The organism is Rhodococcus sp. G6(2025) (assembly GCF_058628105.1).
Map to the genome: position 1 here is coordinate 7,174,899 of NZ_CP179750.1, position 17,247 is coordinate 7,192,145.

A 17,247-nucleotide genomic window follows, 5' to 3' on the forward strand; every position below is an offset into this window, starting at 1 on the left:
AACTCTCGGTGACACCGACGCTCGGACCGATTCGACCGGAATGCAACGAGTTTCGCGCCCTGTCGCACAGGGAAACGACTGCCGCTGCAACCGAAGGTCTCGGTTGTACTGCGGGCGTCAGAGACTAGTTTCCTGAGTCATAAATAAGCCATCGGTTGTTAAGATTGGTCATGGCAACTCGCGGTCCGCGACCGGCGGACATTGTGCTGACCGAGACCGAACGCGTAGAACTCGAGGGGTGGTCGCGGCGACGCAAGACCGCTGCAGGTCTGGCGGTACGGTCGCGAATCATCCTCGCTGCTGCCGATGGTGGATCCAATACCGAAGTGGCGCAGAGGCTGGGGTTGAACCGAGGCACGGTGCGGCGGTGGCGCGACAGGTTCGTCGAGGACCGATGCGACGGGTTGCTCGACGAACCACGCCCGGGCCGTCCGCGGACGATCGACGACGACAAGATCAAGGATCTGATTACCTCGACCCTCGAAACGACACCGAAGAATGCCACACACTGGTCCACACGATCGATGGCGGAGCATCTCGATATCTCGCAATCGACGGTCTCGAGGGTGTGGCGCGCGTTCGGTTTGGCCCCGCACAAACAGGACTCATGGAAACTGTCGAAGGATCCACTGTTCACGGAGAAGGTCCGTGACGTCGTCGGCCTGTACATGAACCCGCCCGAGCGGGCTCTGGTGCTCTGCGTCGACTGGGGGTCCCTCCCGCTTGCGGGGGCGAAGACTCAGTTCCAAGCACTGGACCGGACCCAACCGATATTCCCGATACTTCCCACCACCCCGCAACGCGCCAGTCACGACTACGTCCGCAATGGCACCTCGAGCCTGTATGCCGCTCTCGAAATCGCCTCGGGGAAGGTGATCGGATCACTCCATTCACGCCACCGCGCAAAAGAATTCATCGCATTTCTTCGCAAGATCGACGCTCAGTTGCCCGACGATCTCGATGTCCACCTCGTGATGGACAATGCATCGACGCACAAGACTCCCGCGGTCAAACGATGGCTTCTCGCGCACCCGCGCTTCGTCATCCACTTCACACCGACCAGCTCATCGTGGATGAACCTCGTCGAACGCTGGTTCGCCGAACTGACCACCAAGAAGCTCCAACGCTCCACGCATACCTCGGTCCAACAGCTCAACAAAGACATCCGAGCATGGATCGAGACCTGGAACGACAACCCCAGACCTTACGTCTGGGTCAAGACCGCCGACCAGATCCTCGACTCCATCGCACACTACTGCGCCAGAATTAAAGGCTCAGGAAACTAGGGAACAGTCCGAGGAATCTGCCGAGCACCAGACCGATGTGCAGTTCGAGACGATGCGCGCCCACCGTGAGGTCGAGTCCGGTGAGGTCCGCTCGGTCGTCAGTGGGCATCGAGGAAAGCCTGCTCGATGTCCGCGGGTATCCGGCCGCGCGAGGAGATCTCGTAGCCCTGCTGGACTGCCCATTCCCGGACTTCCTTGGCCGTGCCCCCGCCCCGGGGCCGTCGAGTGCGGGAACGGCGCGTCGGCCGTTCCTCCTCCTCGGGCTGCTCGGTCTCTTCGCCCTCGTCGTTCTCGCCCGTCACCTCGGGCTGCTCGTCTCCTTCGTCCTCCGGCAACTCTCCGCCGTCCCACACCTGTTCGTCCTCCGCGGACTCGTCACCCGCAGGTTCCTCCTCGCCCTTTCCCGCCTCGACTACGCGGAGGTCGCGGTTCTCGCCCGACCTCCGCTTGGTTCCGGCCTCCTCGGCCACGTCACCCACGAGGTGTCCGGCGCTCGACTGGAGCCGGTTGTTCAGCGAATCGATGCGCGAGCTGGTCGCAGTGACCGCCGCGGCTTTCGCGGCGTTCATCAGCTCTACCCGAATAGACTCGGTCAGCTTGGCGACCTCCGGGGAACTCGCGAGCTTCGCGGTCCAGCCCCTCAGTAGAAAGCCGGCCCCGACCGCCACCACCAAACGACCTTTGGTTTTCATCACCCTCACCCGCAGTTGCCGAGTTGTCACCCCGCACCTCGGCGTCGGTGGGCGGCGAGATACATCACGGAACCGTTCCCGGCGGGGTGCGTAAGCCCTGTTTACCCCGGACAGGGGCGCCTAATCATCATCACCTGGCGCTCATAGGACAAACACCAAACTCCACACCCTCCCCTGGGCCCGCGGCGCCGACTCGATCGGCGCGTCCGGGAGCTAGTCGTAGATGACGGCAAGTCCCCGGCGCTCGAGGTCGGCCAAACCGTCCCGCATGGTTTGGAGCTGTTCGGGTGAATGCCCCACCCAGTCCGTGATCTCGCCGACTATTCTCACGGGCTCCCGTGTGCGGTAGGAGCGGGTCGGATTTCCGGGAAACTTCTTGTCCGTCACGTTGGGGTCGTCCTCCAATGCGCCTTCCGGTTCCACGATGTAGATGCGCCCCCTGCCCTCGCCTAGAGCCAACTCCGCTCCCCACACTGCGGCATCCAATGTTTGCGTCACATAAACGTGGTTCGCGAGGCGCCCGACCCCGTAGTTCGACAGGTACCCGGGCACCAGCACATCACCCACCGAAAGGTCTGCCTTGGTGCCGTGAAGGAGCGCGCCCGACTCGTGCACTTCGAAAGGTTTCGTCACAACAACCCCATCCGTTGTTCTCGTCGGACGATTGTGCAGCACGTCAGGGGCCTTGCCGCAAGCCCCACTCTCCGCCATATAGTGAGAGTGGGAGAATCCTTAATGGGAGTTTGCTGCCATAATCGTCGACCGTATCGTCGTTCGCACAGTGAGATCCATTCGTGGACCCCACCGCCCAGCCAGTAACAGCCTGCCGGGCAGAGTGGACACAAGGGCGACGATGTCCTCCACCCGCAACGCAGCCCGCGGCGTCCTGGATCGGCCGCGGCGGTTCAGTGCCGTCGGATCCCCGGACAGGTTCGAGGAAACCAAGCTTCCGCTGCCGGACTCTGCAGGCACGCGGTCCGCGTCGTAGTGCCCGATCACCCACACCCACCGACTCAACGTGGACGGCGAATAGCGCGCTCCCTCTCTGTCGACGGTGTCGGCGGCATAGGCCACGTCGGCGGCGACGCGAGACCGGCTGCGACGGCAACGCACTGCGCCCGCGCGTCTCACCCCAGCCCAGAAGCCCGCCAGTCGCCGGCATAGACCGGTCCGGTCCGGCGCCCGCGCCGAGGACCGGACCTGGCTTCAGGGCGGCTTGCACACCCATGCGAGGTCGAACGAAGATGGAACGGTGATCATCGAACGCAGCTCGGTCGTCGGCGCACCGATCGGGCAGGTGTGGGCGAGGGTCGTCGACCCGGAGGGGATCAACGACGAAATGCGTCCGTGGATGACGATGAGCATCCCGCGGGGTCGGGAGTCGCTCACCATCGACTCGGTCCCGGTCGGCGAACCGCTCGGGCGGGCGTGGCTGCGGCTGTTCGGGCTGGTCCCGTTCGACTACGACGATCTGACCATCGCCGAACTCGAACCGTGTCGGCGGTTCCACGAGAAGTCGACGATGCTGAGCATGCGCCGGTGGGAGCACGAACGGACGCTGCGGCCCTTCGACGACGGGAGCACCGGCGTCCACGACCGGATCACGTTCGAGCCGAGGCTGCCGCTGGTGCCGCTGACGCCGGTGCTCGCCCGCGTCCTCCGCGCGTTCTTCGCCCACCGGCACCGCCGTCTGGTGCGACACTTCGACTGACATCCGCGCCCAATGTCACACCGGTGCAGTCGGACTGAACCAGTGTGACATTGGGCGCGACAACCGGGTCAGTGCGCCGTGTACCCACCGTCGACGACGAGTTCGGTGCCGGTGGTGAAGCCGGACTCGTCCGAGGCGAGGTAGAGCACCCCGTACGCGATCTCGTCGGGTTCCCCCTGCCGCGGGAGAGGGTTGCCCGAGACGAGTTGACGGTAGTACTCCTCCGGTCCGATCGCGCTGCCCTCGGCGGACCGCTGACTCATTGCCGTCCGCATCGACCCGGGGTGGATCGAGTTGACGCGAATTCCGTGCGGCCCGTACGTGACGGCGTCCGCCTTGCTCAGCAGTCGCACAGCACCCTTCGACGCGTGGTACAGCGGGACGTTGGAGCCTCCGGTCAGCCCGTGGATCGACGAGAAGTTCACGATGCTGCCCTTCTTCCGGCCGATCATGTGGGGCAGCACGTGCTTGGTGGTCAACCAGACACCCTTGACGTTGACGTCGAAGATCTGGTCGAACTCGGCGACCGACGCCTCGTGCGACGGCGCGGGCCGCCCGATGATGCCGGCGCAGTTGACCAGGATGTCGGGAACACCCACAGTCTCCACCACCGCTGCGACGGCCTCGGCGACGCCGGCCTCGTCGGTGACGTCGACCGCGAACGACGTGATCGCCGTCGAATCCCACGGCACATCAGGCACTTTGAGGTCGAGGGCCGCGACCAGCGCGCCCTCTCGTGCGAGCATCCGCGCGGTCGCGCCACCCAGGTCACCGTTCGCCCCCGTGACGACGGCGACCTTCCCTGCCACTCGACCCGTCACGACCTGCCTCCCACTGCAGCGACGGCCCACGGGCCGATCATCGGATTCCATTCGGTGATGTCGTACGACGCGACGAACCCGCGCGTCCGGAACGGGTCGCCCTCGACGACGTCGACGACGTCCCGCTTGCCCGCGGCCTCGTAGATCATCGCCGCGCCGGGTTCTTCTCCTGCCGCGAACGGTCCGGACGCGAGGATCAGTCCGCGGTCGGCGGCGGCTTGCAGGTGGATCTTGTGTTCGGGACGGTGCTCGTCCCGGCCGGCCGTGTCGCCGGTGTATACGTAGCGGACGAGGAAGAACGGCACGTCAGACCTCTTCCAGGACGGTCGGCTCGACGGATTCACTGCGCAGCGACGCGAGGATCTCGGCGTCCCGGCCGATGGTGTATCCGAAGACGAGGGCGGGCCCGATGTTGGCGCCGTAACCCGGGTAGCCGCCGCCGAAGATGCTCACCGCCGCGGAACCGGCGGCGAACAGGCCGGGGATCGGCTGGTTGTCGTCGTCGAGGACCTGGCTGTGCCGGTCGACGGCCAGACCGGAATAGGCTCCGAGGTCGCCCATCTCGATCTTCGCGGCGTAGTACGGTCCCTTGTCGAGTGGCTCGAGGTTCGGGTTGGGCTGGTGTTCCATGTCGCCCTTGAAGTGGTGGAACCAGTTCGACCCGCGGTTGAACTTCGGGTCCTCGCCCTTGGCCGCTCCCGCGTTGAACTCGGCCAGGGTCTTCTTCAGCCCGGCGGCGTCGACACCGATCTCGCGGGCGAGTTCCTCGACCGTGTCGGCCTTGTGGAGGAAACCGGTCTTCTTGAAATAGCCCTGCGGGATCGGCCACGGCTTGGCGTAGCCGATGCCGTACTTGTTCATGGCTTTCGAGTCGGCGATGATGTAGCCGAATGTCTCGTCCTGACCGGCGTTGTCCTGAATCATCGCCATGCCGAAGTCGTGGTAGGAGCTCGACTCGTTGGCGAAACGTTCACCCTTGCGGTTCACGGCGATCAGTCCGGGAAGGCCGAATGCCCGCAGGTGCGGGAAGATCCGCTGTTGCCCGCGCAGGCCGGTGAACACCGTCACCGGGGCCCACGCGGCCGGCTCGTGGACGTCTGTGTCGACGTGCCCGCCGAGCGGCGCGGCCAGTCGCACGTTGTCGCCGTCGTGCCCGACCGTGGGAGTGAAGTGGTTGTCGCCGTGCGGATCGTGACCCCAGTACTCGGCTCGCAGCGCCGGATCCGAGGAGTAGCCGCCGGCCGCGATGACGACGCCGAGCCGTGCCTCGACCGTTCCCGCGTGCACTCCCCCGAGTACCGCCCCGGTGACGACGCCGTTCTCCGACTGCAGAATCTTCGTCACGGGCGTCTCGGTCCACATCCGGATGCCGAGCTTCGCGGCGGACGACACCATCCGCACCATGAGCGAATTGCCGTTGGTCCGGTCGAACGATCGGCGGCAGAGGACCGTCTCGACCCACGTCTTGAGGAGCTTCTTCGACACGTAGGCAAACGATTTCCACGACTGGTTGGCGTGGAGGAACTGTGCGATGTCGGGCCCGACTTCGGGCATGTAACCGAAGACGGTGTAGGTGTCGAGGTAGGGGCGCAACCGCAGCCGGTTCTCGCCGAGGGTGCGCGCGTCGACCACCTTGCCGGAGATCGCGCGGCCCGACGGCTTCGCGCCCGGCGCGTCCATCTGGTAGTCCGGAGCCATTTCCGGATAGACGAATTCGACGTCGGTGTCGCGCTCGAGCCAGTCGATGGCCTCGGGCACCTCGTCGAGGAACGTGTCGACCATCTCGGCCTTGTAGCAGTCCTTGGCGAGGGCGCGGATGTAGGTTTCGATGTCCTGACGGGTGTCACCCTGCGCGACGCCCTGCTTGTTGCCGGGCACCCACGCCCAGCCTCCTGAGATCGCGGTGGTGCCGCCGAGCCACTGCGACTTCTCGGCGACGATGACGCTGTGCCCCTCGCTCGCCGCCTTGAGTGCGGCGGCCATGCCTGCGGCCCCGGATCCGATGACCAACAGGTCGCATTTGACAGTTTTCGAGCTCATGCTTGGACCTTCCCTGGAGAGTCGGCACTCGATCAGGCATCGGCGAAAGTTCTGGTGTGCAGTGACTTTCGGATCACGATGCGCGATCGGTGACGGTGTGTTCGTGACAACCACTCTGACCGACCCGAGACCCGAGTCACAGCGCGACTCCAATGGATGGAAAGGGTTTCTGTCAGTGCCGCGATCCGCGCGTCATCGCCCGGGTGATGCCGCGCGACGCCGTCGTCAGCGCCGCGACCACCGACTGCGGGTTGGCCTGATCGTGCGGTATGACGACGGACAGGGCGGCGATCACCCTGCCGCCGTCGGTGTCCCGCACGGGCACAGCGACTCCCGTCGCTCCGGGTGTGATGAGACCTGCGGCTACCGCGAAGTGCTGGTGCCGGACCTCGGCGAGAAGACGTCGCATCTGTTCGGGGTCGGTGACCGTGGCGTCGGTGTAGCGCTCGAGCGGCTGCGACAGCAGTTCGTCCTGCACGTCGCGGGAGGCGTTGGCCATCAGGACCAGACCGGACGAGCAGGCGTGCACCGGCAGACGTCCGGCGATCTTGGTGACGTTGACGACGGACCCGCGCGTGGAGAGCCGTTCGACGAACAGCACCTCGTTGCCGTCGAGGATGCCCAGCTGGGTGTGTTGCTTGATCGCGGCGTTCACGTCTTCCATGAACGGCATCGCGGCTTCGCGCAGGCTCAGGGTGTGTGAGCCGCGGGAACCCAGTTCCCACATCCGCACGCCGATGCTGATTCGGGTGTCGTTGCGTTCGAGGAGGCGGTACTTCACGAGTTCCCCGACGATGCGGTGCGCCGTCGCGACGGGGAGGTCGGATCGACGCGCGATGTCGGACACCGACAGGGATGGTGTGTCCGCGTCGAATGAGGACAAGACCCTCACGACGCGGGCAGTGACCGATTCTCCTGTCGGTGTCCGTGACATCGCCCTATTGTCCTCCGGCTACTCCCGAGGGGTCGACGGACGCCCGAGTTCGGCCAGCGGCACCCGGTACGTCTCACGGGCGGTGAAGGCGGCGACAGACGAGACCAGCATGCAGAGCGCCGTGAACACCGCCACGGGGACCCACGCGTTCACCCCGGTACCGAGCAGCGCCCAGCCGATCGCCGGGGCGAAGCCGGCGATGAGGAAGCCGATCTGCGTACCGACCGCGAAACCGGAGTAGCGCACGGGCGTCGCGAACATCTCGGTGAAGAAGCTCGGCCACAGACCGTTCACCATCGAGTAGAACAGCGTCATCGTAAGCAGCGCGGCGAGGAAGATCAGTGGAATGGAGCCGACGGAGATGGCCCAGAAGTACCCGAAGATCGTCACGGCGCACCCGAGGGCGCCGGTGATCCAGACGGGGCGGCGTCCGACGCGGTCCGACAGCTTGGCGAGCAGCGGGATCGCGACGATGGAGCCCGCGATCGACACCGACGACGCCCACAGCATCGTGGTGCGGTCGATGCCGACGTCGGGTCCGGTGGCGTAGGCGAGCCCGAAGACCGTGAACACGGTCTGCCCCACCGCGAACAGCGAGCACAGCGCGATCCGCAAGACGTCCCGCCACTGAGTGGTCACGACGGTGACGACCGGCAGCTTCTGCACTTCCGCGTGCTCGCGCGACTCCTCGAACACCGGGGTCTCGTCGAGCTTGGTGCGCACGAAGTAGGCCACCGCGAGCATCACCGCGCTGCACCAGAACGGAATTCGCCAACCCCAGCTGTCGAGTTGATCTTTCGGCAGCGCGGCCACGGGAATGAAGACAAGGGTCGCGAGGACCATCCCGGCGGCATATCCGGTCATCGTGAAACTGGTGAAGAACGCCCGCCGCCCCTCGGGTGAGTGCTCGAGCGTGAGGGTGCTGGCGCCGGCGGCCTCGCCGCCTGCGGAGAATCCCTGCGCGAGGCGGCACAGCACGAGGAGGATCGGGGCGGCGATGCCGATCTGCTCGTACGTGGGCAGGAATCCGATCGCGAGACTGGACAGACCCATGATGAGCAGGGTCAGCAGCAGAATCTTCTTGCGGCCCAGCTTGTCTCCGAAATGTCCCAGCACTATTCCGCCGACGGGCCGGGCCACGTAGCCCACGCCGAACGTCGCGAGCGCGGCGACCGTCCCGATCGCGTCGTTGCCGGCCGGGAAGAACGTGTGCCCGAAGACGAGGGCCGCGGCGGATCCGTAGATGAAGAAGTCGTAGTACTCGAGCGCACTTCCGAGGAACGACGCGAGCGCCGCCTTCTTCGGCGTCTTCGCGACCTCGGTGGGTGTCGCGGTCGTCGGGCTGTCGTGCGTGACGGCGGATACGTTCATCGACTCTCCTGCGATCGGGCCTGGCGTGGTGTGACACAACGTGCCAACCGCACCTACGCGTGCGCAACGTCACATCCATCCATTGGAAAGCCTGCCTCGCGCCCCGGACGAACGGGACGGTCGTTGCGTCAGATCGAACGAGCGTCCCGTTCGTCCTGCAACGGCTACGGCTGCGCCGGGGACAACTCCCAGCCAGTGCTCATGTCGCGGGCAAGGTCGGGCACCCGCCGCAGCACCCGCTGGCTCTCGACGAAGTCGCGGAACGGGATGGCCAGCAGGGCCCGCAACTCTCCCGGACGACCCTCTGCCAGCCGCTGATAGGACGACGCGATGTCACTGACGATGTACTGCCAGCGCGGTTCGCGATCGGCCCAGTTGAAGCCGGGCAGGGGCGTGCGGAGGCGATAGGCCGAGCCGTTCACGTCGCCGTCGACCGACATCGGCGCAACCTGACCCGGTGCGCGCGAGCCGGGAACGGACGGTTGCGCCGCGACGGTGGTGGCGTACGTGAGCGCGCGGCCGACGCCGTCACGGGCTGCCGCGGTGACGTCCCACTGATCGGCGATGATCTGATTCTGCTCGCGCGACGCCATCCGGAACAGCGCGTCCGCGTACCCCGCCGGAGTACCGGAGAAGATGCCGCTCCACGCGATCTGGGCGTTCTCGTCGAGCAGTCCGGCGGCGGCCATCTCCTCGACAGCGGCCGTGCCCTCGTTCAGGTACGCCTCGTGCATGGGCACCATGTCGAAGTAGATGTGCTTCTGCATCATCAGCAGGCGCTTCTGGTACCAGTCCATGTCCTCGGCGGTCATCGCCGGGCCGACGGTGGCGAGCGTTCTCGGGTCCGCGGGCAGGAGCGTCATCGCCTCGCCGGGCAACCCCCGGACCGTCGACGCGACGGCGTTGCCGAGCGTGTGGACGGCGTCGACCCCGAGCACGGTGCGGCCGAGGTCGAGGTCCCAGAAGCCGGCGGCGAACGACCCTCCCGCCAACCCGGCCATGCCGGACCAGTAGAGCTCGGTGCGCTGGAGTTGGTACCGGCCGTAGTTCTCGTAGACCCGGTCGACCACCGCTGCGTTGGCGATCAGCCCTGCGTTCGGATCCCAGGCGGCCAGGTCGATGCCGGACGCCTCGGATCCTCGAGCGAGCCAATACTGTTGCAGAAGAGCGGAATACCGCGTCGGAGCGACACCGTCGGAGCGGGCGGCCGCCAGCGCGGCGCCGAGTACGGCGGAGTCGGTGGGCAGCCGGGGGTCGAGTCCGCCGATGGTCTCCGCCGCCGCGTTCGCCGGTGTGATGTCGAGCAGGCCCTCATAGTCGGTGGCGTGCGCGACGATCGGCGTCGGCGCCACGAGCGCGACCACCCCGAGCAGCGCGACGAGCACCGCGCGGATCGTCGTGGTGCGGACCCACGGTGATTGGCAGTGCACAGCACCGGGCATGTCAGGTATTTAACAACATATATGTTATGGCGTCAGGGGTTTGCCCGGATTGCCGCCGGCGCAATGCAATCCCAGGTCAGCGCACGTGAGTGGCAAAGCGTGCCCCCGGACGCCTTGCCACTCACATGGGCTGGGGACCGAGCTGGCCCAGCACGGCCGAGAGGATGGTGTGCGCGCTGCCGATGACGGACTCGATCGGCTGCAGGTTCTCCGACAGCACCCATTGCTGGGCGATCATCAGCACGGCTCCCACCAGTCCGGTCGCGAGAGTGCGCAGGTGGAAGTCGGGGAAGGCGGTCCGGTCGACGGCCGGACCGATGACGACGAGAACGGCGTCCACGAACGACAGGGTGACGCGGCGATAGGCGTTGTCGACCTCCGGCCCGACACCGAGGACCTCCTGGAATGCGATCCGCGGGATTCGTGGGTCGTCGGCGACGGATCGGAAGAACGCGGTCAGCGCACCGCGAACCCGCGCATCGAGATCGGCGCCGCCGTCCCCCGCACCGCGCAGGACGCTGTCCCGCAGACGGTCGGTCACACTCGCGTACGCGGCCAGGAGCAGGGCCTCGCTGCCGCCGAAGGACTCGTAGAAGTAGCGCTTGGTGAGCCCGGCGGTCGAACAGATCTTCTCCACCGTCGCGGACCGGTAACCGCTGGTCCCGAACACTTCGACGGCCGCATCGACGAGGCGCACGCGGCGCTCTTCCTGACGCTGGCGCGGACCCGCACCGCGGTAGGTGCGGCCCGTGTCGTCGAGCCTGGGCGAACTCACGACCCCCATATTGACACCGTCCAGTTCCAGATACAAACTGACACCGAGCGGTGCCAGATCACACGCCAGGAGATCCCATGCCCACGCTCAGGAACAAAGTCGCACTCGTCACCGGGGCCGCGCGGGGCATCGGCGCAGAAACGTCGCGCGCCCTCGCCCGCAAGGGCGTCAAACTGGTTCTGATCGATCTGGACGCCGAACCGCTGAAGGCGCTCGCCGCCGAACTCGGCGACGACGTCGCGATCTCCGCGGCCGCCGACGTGTGCGATCTGGCCGCCGTGCAGAAGGCCGTCGACGCCGGTGTCGCGAAGTTCGGCGGCATCGACCTCGTACTCGCGAACGCCGGCATCGCCAGTTTCGGCTCGGTCCTGCACGTCGATCCGGCCACGTTCAAGCGGGTCATCGACATCAACATTCTCGGCGTCTTCCACACCGTCCGCGCTGCACTGCCGTCCGTGATCGAACGCAAGGGCTACATCCTCGTCGTCTCGTCGTTCGCCGCGTTCGCGCCCGCACCCGGGCTGGCCGCGTACAACGCGAGCAAGGCCGGCATCGAACATTTCGCCAACACCCTTCGCCTCGAAGTCGCGCACCACGGCGTCACCGTGGGCTCGGCCCACATGTCGTGGATCGACACACCACTCGTCCAGGACGCGAAAGCCGACCTCACCGCGTTCAACCAATTTCTCGCCTCGCTGCCGGGACCGCTCGGCAAGACGACATCGGTGGGCTCCTGCGTCGACGCGTTCGTGGACGCCCTGGCCAAGCGGAAACGCCGGGTCTACGTGCCCCGGTGGGTCGGAATCTTCGCCTGGCTGAAGGCGGTAGTGACGTCGCGGATCGGGGACCGCACCCTGCTGCCGCCCGTCCCCCGGATCCTTCCGCTGATGGACGAGGAAGCCGCGAAGCTCGGCCGGTCCACCAGCGCACGTAATGTCGCTCTCGGCGACGTCGCCGTAGACCCGAAGTAACCACCCTTCCCCGCCAGCGAGAGAGTGTTCATGTCACACACCGAGACCGCCGCCGAGACCACCGGGGCGAAGGCGCCCGTCGAACACGTCGACGTGCTGATCATCGGGGCCGGACTGTCCGGGATCGGTGCCGCGTACCACCTGCAGGACAACTTTCCCCGACGGAGCTACGCGATCCTGGAGAGCCGCGAATCGACCGGCGGCACGTGGGACCTGTTCCGCTACCCCGGCATTCGCTCCGACTCCGACATGTACACCCTCGGCTACCGGTTCAAGCCGTGGTCGGGTGAGAAGTCCATCGCCGATGGGCCGTCGATTCTCGAGTACGTCCGCACGACCGCCGCCGAGCACGGGATCGACCGGAACATCCGGTTCCAGCACAAGGTCGTTCGTGCCGAGTGGTCCACCGCCGATTCGCGCTGGACGGTCGGCGCCGAGCGCACAGACACCGGCGAGACGGTCCGGTTCACCGCCGATTTCCTGATGTCCTGCAGCGGCTACTACCGTTACGACGAGGGCTACACCCCCGAGTTCCCCGGGCTCGACCGCTTCGCTGGTCGCGTCGTCCACCCGCAGCAGTGGCCCGAGGACCTCGACTATGCGGGCAAGCGGGTCGTCATCATCGGCAGCGGCGCCACCGCGGTGACGCTGGCGCCGTCCATGGCCGCCGACGCCGCACACGTGACGATGCTGCAGCGGTCGCCCACCTACATCATCTCGATGCCGGCGAAGGACAAGCTGGCCAACAGGCTGCGACGTCACCTGCCCGCCAAGCTCGCCTACGACCTCACCCGCCTGAAGAACGCATCGGTCGCCACCGCGATCTACCAACTGTGCCAGCGATACCCGGAATTCATGAAGGGCCGCATCCGGCAACTCCAGGAGAAGTGGCTCCCGAAGGGGTACGACATCGACACCCACTTCACGCCCCGATACAACCCGTGGGATCAGCGACTGTGCCTGGTGCCCAACGGGGATCTGTTCCGCGCCATTCGGAACGACGAGGTGTCGATCGTGACCGACCACATCGACACCTTCACCGAAACCGGGATCACGCTGAAGTCCGGTGAGGAATTGCACGCCGATGTGGTCGTCACTGCAACAGGTTTGAATCTGCTCGCGTTCGGCGGGATGACGCTCGCCGTCGACGGCCACGACATCGACCTCACCGAAACCATGGCGTACAAGGGAATGATGCTCAGCGGGGTGCCCAACTTCGCGTTCGTCATCGGGTACACCAACGCGTCCTGGACGCTCAAGGCCGACCTGGTGTGCGAGTATGTCTGCCGTCTGCTCGCGCACATGGACGCGAACGGCTTCACGCAGTGCGCCCCGGAGCGCGACAGTTCGGTCGAGGAGGAGCCGTTCCTCGACTTCGCCGCCGGATACGTGCTGCGGTCGGTGGAATCTTTCCCGAAGCAGGGTTCGAAAGCGCCGTGGCGGCTGCGGATGAACTACTTCCGCGACCTGGTTGCGCTGCGGCACGGCAAGATCCTGGACGACGCCATGACCTTCAGCCGCCCGTGAGTACTTGTTAACCGCCCGCGGTTAACAAGTACTCACGGGCCCGCGGCCTCGCTCTCGCGTAGCGCCTTGCCCTCCTGCACGTACTGCTCGTACTTCTCGGCGTTCTTGTCGGAGACCCGCGTGTCGCGGGCCGGCAATTGCAGTTCGTCCTCGGCCGGAATGCCGGCCTGCAATTCCCGTCCGCGTTCGAGTTCGGCGTCCAGTTCGGCGCCGAAGAGCAACGCCAGGTTGGTGATCCAGAGCCAGAGCAGGAACACGATCACCCCGGCCAGGGAGCCGTACGTCTTGTTGTAGCTGCCGAAGTTGGCGACGTACAGACCGAACAGGACCGACGCCACGATCCACGTCACGATGGCGAGGAACGCGCCGGCGCTGATCCAGCGGAACTTGGGTTGCTTCACGTTGGGCGTGACGTAGTAGAGGATGGCCACGGCTACCACGACGATGCCGAGGACGAACGGCCAGCGGGCAATGTTCCACACGGTCAGGGCGGTGTCGCCGAATCCGATCGTGTCACCCACCGAGCGTGCGACGGGGCCGCTCAGGGCGAGCATCGCCGCAGCGGCCGCGACCAGGACCAGGCCGACGATGGTGACGGCCAGCATCTGGGGCCGGAGCTTCCACACGGGACGCCCCTCTTCGACCTCGTACATGCGGTTCATCGCGCGTCCGAACGCCCCGATGTAGCCGGACGCCGACCACACCGCACCCAGCAGGCCGAGGACGAGAGCCATTCCCGCGGTCGGTGCTGCGACCAGTTGCGTGATGGGTTCGCGCAACGTGTCCACGGCGGAGGACGGCCCGAGGTCGTCGACCATCTGCAGGACCGCGTCGGTGGTGCGCTGTCCCTGACCGAACACTCCCAGCAACGAGACCAGCGCCAGCAGCGCAGGAAACAGCGAGAGGACCGCGTAGTACGTCAGAGCGGCGGCCAGGTCGGTGCACTGGTCGCGCGTGAACTCGTGCGCCGTCTTCCTGATGACGTACCACCAGGACGGTTTCGTCAGGTCCGCGGGCGAATCCGGCTTACGCGGATCGTCGGGTTCCGGTTCGGCGTGCTGATCGTCGTTCATCGGTCACGCCTACCCGGAACGCAGGTCGGGGAAACTGGGGCCTTATTCGCGGTCGGTGCCTGCGGTGAAGTTCGCGACGACCTCTGCCGCGATCTCCCGAAGTTTGACGTTGCGGTTCTGCGAATAGGAAGCGAGTTTGTCGAAGGCGGTGTCGGCGTCGCACTGGAAGGCGGCCATCGTCAGCCCGACAGCTTGGCTGAGGGTTGTTCGCGTATCCAGTGCTTTGCGCAGTTGTTCCGTTTCGAGCTCGCTGTCCGTGACCAGAGTTTCACGAAGCCACGACATTTCGAGATGAACACGCACCCGCGCGACGAGTTCGCTCGGCTGAAACGGTTTGACGATGTAGTCGTCGGCGCCGTGGTTCAGTCCGTCGATGGTCGACTCCGTTCCCGCTCGGGCGGTGAGCAGAACGACCGGGAGCCGTGCCGTCGACTGCTCCGATCGCAGCTCGCGGAGGAAGTCGATGCCGTCGCGACCGGGAAGCATGATGTCGCTGAGCACGAGATGCGGCGTGCGGACGGCGACGCGCTTCAGCGCGGACTCCGCGTCGGCGACGGCGTCGACGTGCCAGCCCTGCTCGTGCAGCAATCGTGTGAGGTAGGCCCGCAGGTCCGGATGGTCTTCGACGAGCAGGATGCGGCGGCGGTCCGCTCCGGGTTCGGTCGACGGCGCGACCTCGGCGAACGGTTCCCGCTGGTCGATGTCGCCGAAGGACGTCACCGCGCCGACGGGTCGGTCGTCTGCCCGCGGGGTCACGCCGTCCGGCGCCGGGACCCGCGGTAGGCGGACGGTGAAGGTGCTGCCCCGGCCCGGTGCGCTGTCGAGATCGACGGAACCACCGAGTGCAGCGGCGAAATCGGCCACCAGGGAAAGCCCGATGCCGACGCCGCCTGATCCGCCGGCCTCGACGCGATAGAACCTGTCGAATACGCGTTCCCGTTCTTCGGCGGGAATGCCCACACCCGTGTCGGTCACGCTGAGCACCAGCCGGCCGGCGTCCTGGCGGAGCGCCACGGATACGGATCCGGACCGGGTGTACTTGACCGCGTTCGACACGAGGTTCAGCACGATCTTCACCCACATCTCGCGGTCCACTTCGACCGGACCGGCGCCTTCGTCGATGTCGGCCCGGAGCGCGAGTCCGGCCTGCACGGCGGCGGAATCGAACATGCTCACGCATTCGGCGGTCAACCGGCCGACATCGGTCGGCTCCGGGCGGGGCAGCAGCTGGCCGGCTTCCGCCTTGGACAGATCGAGAAGGTCGTCGACGAGCTGCTGTAGCCGGACCGCTGCCCGGTGCGCGGCCGCGATCGCGTCACGCTGATCTGCGGGCGACTCGTCCCCGGTCCGCTCTCGCAGAGTCTCGAGGGGGCCCAGCAGCAAGGTCAACGGGGTACGGAACTCGTGACTGACGTTCTGGAAGAACCGCGTCTTCGCCGCGTCCAGTTCCGCCAGCGCAGCCGCGCGGTCCCGTTCGAACTCGTAGGCCAGAGCGTCCGAGATCAGCGTCGACACCTTCGCCGTCACCAACTCGGCGAAGCCCCGATACGCGTCGTCGAACGCGCGATACGGACTGATCCCGAGCACGAGCACACCCACCGGCTCCGCGTGACCCGTCACGATCAACGGACACAGCCGCACCTCCGTCACCGCCTTCGACCCGGCGGACTCGAACTCGCCCGGCACCCGGACACGGTGGCTGGTGACGTCGGTCGCCGGGATCCGGGCGGGCCTGAACTCGCCGTCGTCGTCCACTCCGACGGCACCGACGAGCACGAGGTCGTCGGCGGCGTCGTCGCCCGAGCCGCCGGCGACCTCCCGGCGGAGGTAGATCGCGGCCAGCGGAACGTCTTGTCCGCTGTCGCCGAGAACCCGCACGACCGCACGGCAGGCGTCGACGAGCGGATCGTCGCCGCCCGCGGTGGATACCGTGCCCAGTTGCCGCAGCGTCTCCAGTCGCCGCTCCCCGAGCACGGTCGCGGTCACGTCGGTCGTCGCCACAAAGATGCCGGCGACGTTCCCGTCCTCGTCCTGCACCGGACTGTAGGAGAACGTCCAGTACGTCTCCTCGAGGTACCCGTGCCGCAGCAGGTACAGCGGCTGATTCTCCGTGTAGGTCGCCGCGCCGCCCGACATCACCTGCTCGGCGAGCGGTCCCACCTCGTCCCAGATCTCCGCCCAGCACTGCGCCCCGGGTTCGCCGATCGCGGCGGGATACTTGGCGCCGAGGACCCGGGTGTACGGGTCGTTGAAGATCTGCACGAGCTCAGGACCCCACCAGAGCAACATCGGGACCTCGGAGGGCAGCACCGTGCGTACCGCCGCCCGCAACTCGACAGACCAGGTCTCGACCGGGCCCAGCGGCGTGGCCGCCCACTCGGTGCGGCGTAGCCGCTCCCGTGTCTCGCCCGGCCCGGCGAACAACCGCTCCGCCGACCAGGAATTACCGAAACCCGAGCCAGTCACATCCATGGACCTTTCGCCCACTGCCGGTCGCCCGGACCCTTCCAGTTGTCAACAGAGAAATCATGGCCCAGTACCGCGTGCAACCGCCACTTCTGTATTCCGACATTCGGAAGCGAAGTTGGAAACGAGTGACCCGTC

16 protein-coding genes are annotated in these 17,247 nt (G+C 66.5%); 4 read left to right on the top strand and 12 right to left on the bottom strand.

Features of this window, described 5'->3' with window-relative positions; translation table 11 throughout:
• The first annotated feature begins 170 nt into the window (after window positions 1-170).
• Window positions 171-1,286, top strand: coding sequence for an IS630 family transposase (locus tag ACLIVD_RS33230; protein ID WP_491931386.1), 1,116 nt, complete (start codon window positions 171-173; stop codon window positions 1,284-1,286).
• Here the strand turns inward: ACLIVD_RS33230 and ACLIVD_RS33235 are convergent.
• The 3 genes from ACLIVD_RS33235 to arr all read right to left on the bottom strand — a co-directional run bounded on the left by ACLIVD_RS33235 (window position 1,267) and on the right by arr (window position 2,689).
• Entirely contained in the window at window positions 1,267-1,395 is a 129-nt protein-coding gene (locus tag ACLIVD_RS33235) for a hypothetical protein (protein ID WP_283332208.1), read from the bottom strand. The genes ACLIVD_RS33230 and ACLIVD_RS33235 overlap by 20 nt on opposite strands.
• A complete protein-coding gene (locus ACLIVD_RS33240) occupies window positions 1,385-1,978 on the bottom strand; it encodes an Lsr2 family DNA-binding protein (RefSeq protein ID WP_491931387.1) in 594 nt (197 codons plus the stop codon). The genes ACLIVD_RS33235 and ACLIVD_RS33240 overlap by 11 nt, the downstream gene beginning before the upstream one ends.
• A gap of 213 nt (window positions 1,979-2,191) precedes the next feature.
• Window positions 2,192-2,689, bottom strand: a complete 498-nt coding sequence (gene arr, locus ACLIVD_RS33245; protein WP_491931388.1) for an NAD(+)--rifampin ADP-ribosyltransferase — start codon at window positions 2,687-2,689, stop codon at window positions 2,192-2,194.
• 541 nt (window positions 2,690-3,230) lie between these two features.
• Between arr and ACLIVD_RS33250 the strand changes: the two genes are divergently transcribed.
• Entirely contained in the window at window positions 3,231-3,689 is a 459-nt protein-coding gene (locus tag ACLIVD_RS33250) for an Rv1443c family protein (RefSeq protein WP_283351220.1), read from the top strand.
• Between the two features lie 68 nt (window positions 3,690-3,757).
• On the opposite strand, the gene ACLIVD_RS33255 is transcribed toward ACLIVD_RS33250, so the two are convergent.
• The 7 genes from ACLIVD_RS33255 to ACLIVD_RS33285 form a co-directional block, all read right to left on the bottom strand.
• On the bottom strand, window positions 3,758-4,510 hold the full coding sequence (locus tag ACLIVD_RS33255) for an SDR family NAD(P)-dependent oxidoreductase (RefSeq protein ID WP_491931389.1): 753 nt from the start codon (window positions 4,508-4,510) through the stop codon (window positions 3,758-3,760).
• Window positions 4,507-4,815, bottom strand: a complete 309-nt coding sequence (locus ACLIVD_RS33260; protein ID WP_283351218.1) for a YciI family protein — start codon at window positions 4,813-4,815, stop codon at window positions 4,507-4,509. Before ACLIVD_RS33260 ends, ACLIVD_RS33255 begins: the two co-directional genes overlap by 4 nt.
• A 1-nt stretch (window position 4,816) precedes the next feature.
• On the bottom strand, window positions 4,817-6,550 hold the full coding sequence (gene chcC2 / locus ACLIVD_RS33265; protein ID WP_491931390.1) for a 4-oxocyclohex-2-ene-1-carboxylate 5-dehydrogenase: 1,734 nt from the start codon (window positions 6,548-6,550) through the stop codon (window positions 4,817-4,819).
• 172 nt (window positions 6,551-6,722) lie between these two features.
• Window positions 6,723-7,484 (bottom strand): IclR family transcriptional regulator, encoded by a 762-nt coding sequence (locus ACLIVD_RS33270; RefSeq protein ID WP_005575358.1) that lies wholly within the window; start codon window positions 7,482-7,484, stop codon window positions 6,723-6,725.
• A gap of 18 nt (window positions 7,485-7,502) precedes the next feature.
• A complete protein-coding gene (locus ACLIVD_RS33275) occupies window positions 7,503-8,855 on the bottom strand; it encodes an MFS transporter (protein ID WP_491931391.1) in 1,353 nt (450 codons plus the stop codon).
• A 164-nt stretch (window positions 8,856-9,019) separates the two neighbouring features.
• Window positions 9,020-10,297: a hypothetical protein gene (locus ACLIVD_RS33280; RefSeq protein ID WP_491931392.1), complete on the bottom strand. Its 1,278-nt coding sequence runs from the start codon at window positions 10,295-10,297 to the stop codon at window positions 9,020-9,022.
• Window positions 10,298-10,418: 121 nt separating this feature from the next.
• A complete protein-coding gene (locus tag ACLIVD_RS33285) occupies window positions 10,419-11,072 on the bottom strand; it encodes a TetR/AcrR family transcriptional regulator (protein ID WP_491931393.1) in 654 nt (217 codons plus the stop codon).
• Window positions 11,073-11,149: 77 nt separating this feature from the next.
• On the opposite strand from ACLIVD_RS33285, the gene ACLIVD_RS33290 reads away from it, so the two are divergent.
• Both ACLIVD_RS33290 and ACLIVD_RS33295 read left to right on the top strand, forming a co-directional pair.
• Window positions 11,150-12,043, top strand: coding sequence for an SDR family oxidoreductase (locus ACLIVD_RS33290; protein ID WP_491931394.1), 894 nt, complete (start codon window positions 11,150-11,152; stop codon window positions 12,041-12,043).
• A 30-nt stretch (window positions 12,044-12,073) separates the two neighbouring features.
• Window positions 12,074-13,570, top strand: a complete 1,497-nt coding sequence (locus ACLIVD_RS33295) for a flavin-containing monooxygenase (RefSeq protein ID WP_491931395.1) — start codon at window positions 12,074-12,076, stop codon at window positions 13,568-13,570.
• A gap of 32 nt (window positions 13,571-13,602) precedes the next feature.
• Here ACLIVD_RS33295 and ACLIVD_RS33300 read toward each other — a convergent pair whose 3' ends face one another.
• Together ACLIVD_RS33300 and ACLIVD_RS33305 are read right to left on the bottom strand one after the other, a co-directional pair.
• Entirely contained in the window at window positions 13,603-14,643 is a 1,041-nt protein-coding gene (locus ACLIVD_RS33300) for a YihY/virulence factor BrkB family protein (RefSeq protein WP_491931396.1), read from the bottom strand.
• Between the two features lie 42 nt (window positions 14,644-14,685).
• Window positions 14,686-17,115, bottom strand: a complete 2,430-nt coding sequence (locus ACLIVD_RS33305) for a response regulator (RefSeq protein WP_491931397.1) — start codon at window positions 17,113-17,115, stop codon at window positions 14,686-14,688.
• Between the last annotated feature and the right edge of the window lie 132 nt (window positions 17,116-17,247).

What these genes read in the sequence shown, in the direction of transcription:
- ACLIVD_RS33230 (WP_491931386.1), top strand. Translation starts at nt 171, where the DNA reads ATGGCAACTCGCGGTCCGCGACCGGCGGACATTGTGCTGACCGAGACC.
- ACLIVD_RS33235 (WP_283332208.1), bottom strand. Translation starts at nt 1,395, where the DNA reads ATGCCCACTGACGACCGAGCGGACCTCACCGGACTCGACCTCACGGTG.
- ACLIVD_RS33240 (WP_491931387.1), bottom strand. Translation starts at nt 1,978, where the DNA reads ATGAAAACCAAAGGTCGTTTGGTGGTGGCGGTCGGGGCCGGCTTTCTA.
- arr (WP_491931388.1), bottom strand. Translation starts at nt 2,689, where the DNA reads ATGGCGGAGAGTGGGGCTTGCGGCAAGGCCCCTGACGTGCTGCACAAT.
- chcC2 (WP_491931390.1), bottom strand. Translation starts at nt 6,550, where the DNA reads ATGAGCTCGAAAACTGTCAAATGCGACCTGTTGGTCATCGGATCCGGG.
- ACLIVD_RS33270 (WP_005575358.1), bottom strand. Translation starts at nt 7,484, where the DNA reads ATGTCACGGACACCGACAGGAGAATCGGTCACTGCCCGCGTCGTGAGG.
- ACLIVD_RS33275 (WP_491931391.1), bottom strand. Translation starts at nt 8,855, where the DNA reads ATGAACGTATCCGCCGTCACGCACGACAGCCCGACGACCGCGACACCC.
- ACLIVD_RS33280 (WP_491931392.1), bottom strand. Translation starts at nt 10,297, where the DNA reads ATGCCCGGTGCTGTGCACTGCCAATCACCGTGGGTCCGCACCACGACG.
- ACLIVD_RS33290 (WP_491931394.1), top strand. Translation starts at nt 11,150, where the DNA reads ATGCCCACGCTCAGGAACAAAGTCGCACTCGTCACCGGGGCCGCGCGG.
- ACLIVD_RS33295 (WP_491931395.1), top strand. Translation starts at nt 12,074, where the DNA reads ATGTCACACACCGAGACCGCCGCCGAGACCACCGGGGCGAAGGCGCCC.
- ACLIVD_RS33300 (WP_491931396.1), bottom strand. Translation starts at nt 14,643, where the DNA reads ATGAACGACGATCAGCACGCCGAACCGGAACCCGACGATCCGCGTAAG.
- ACLIVD_RS33305 (WP_491931397.1), bottom strand. Translation starts at nt 17,115, where the DNA reads ATGGATGTGACTGGCTCGGGTTTCGGTAATTCCTGGTCGGCGGAGCGG.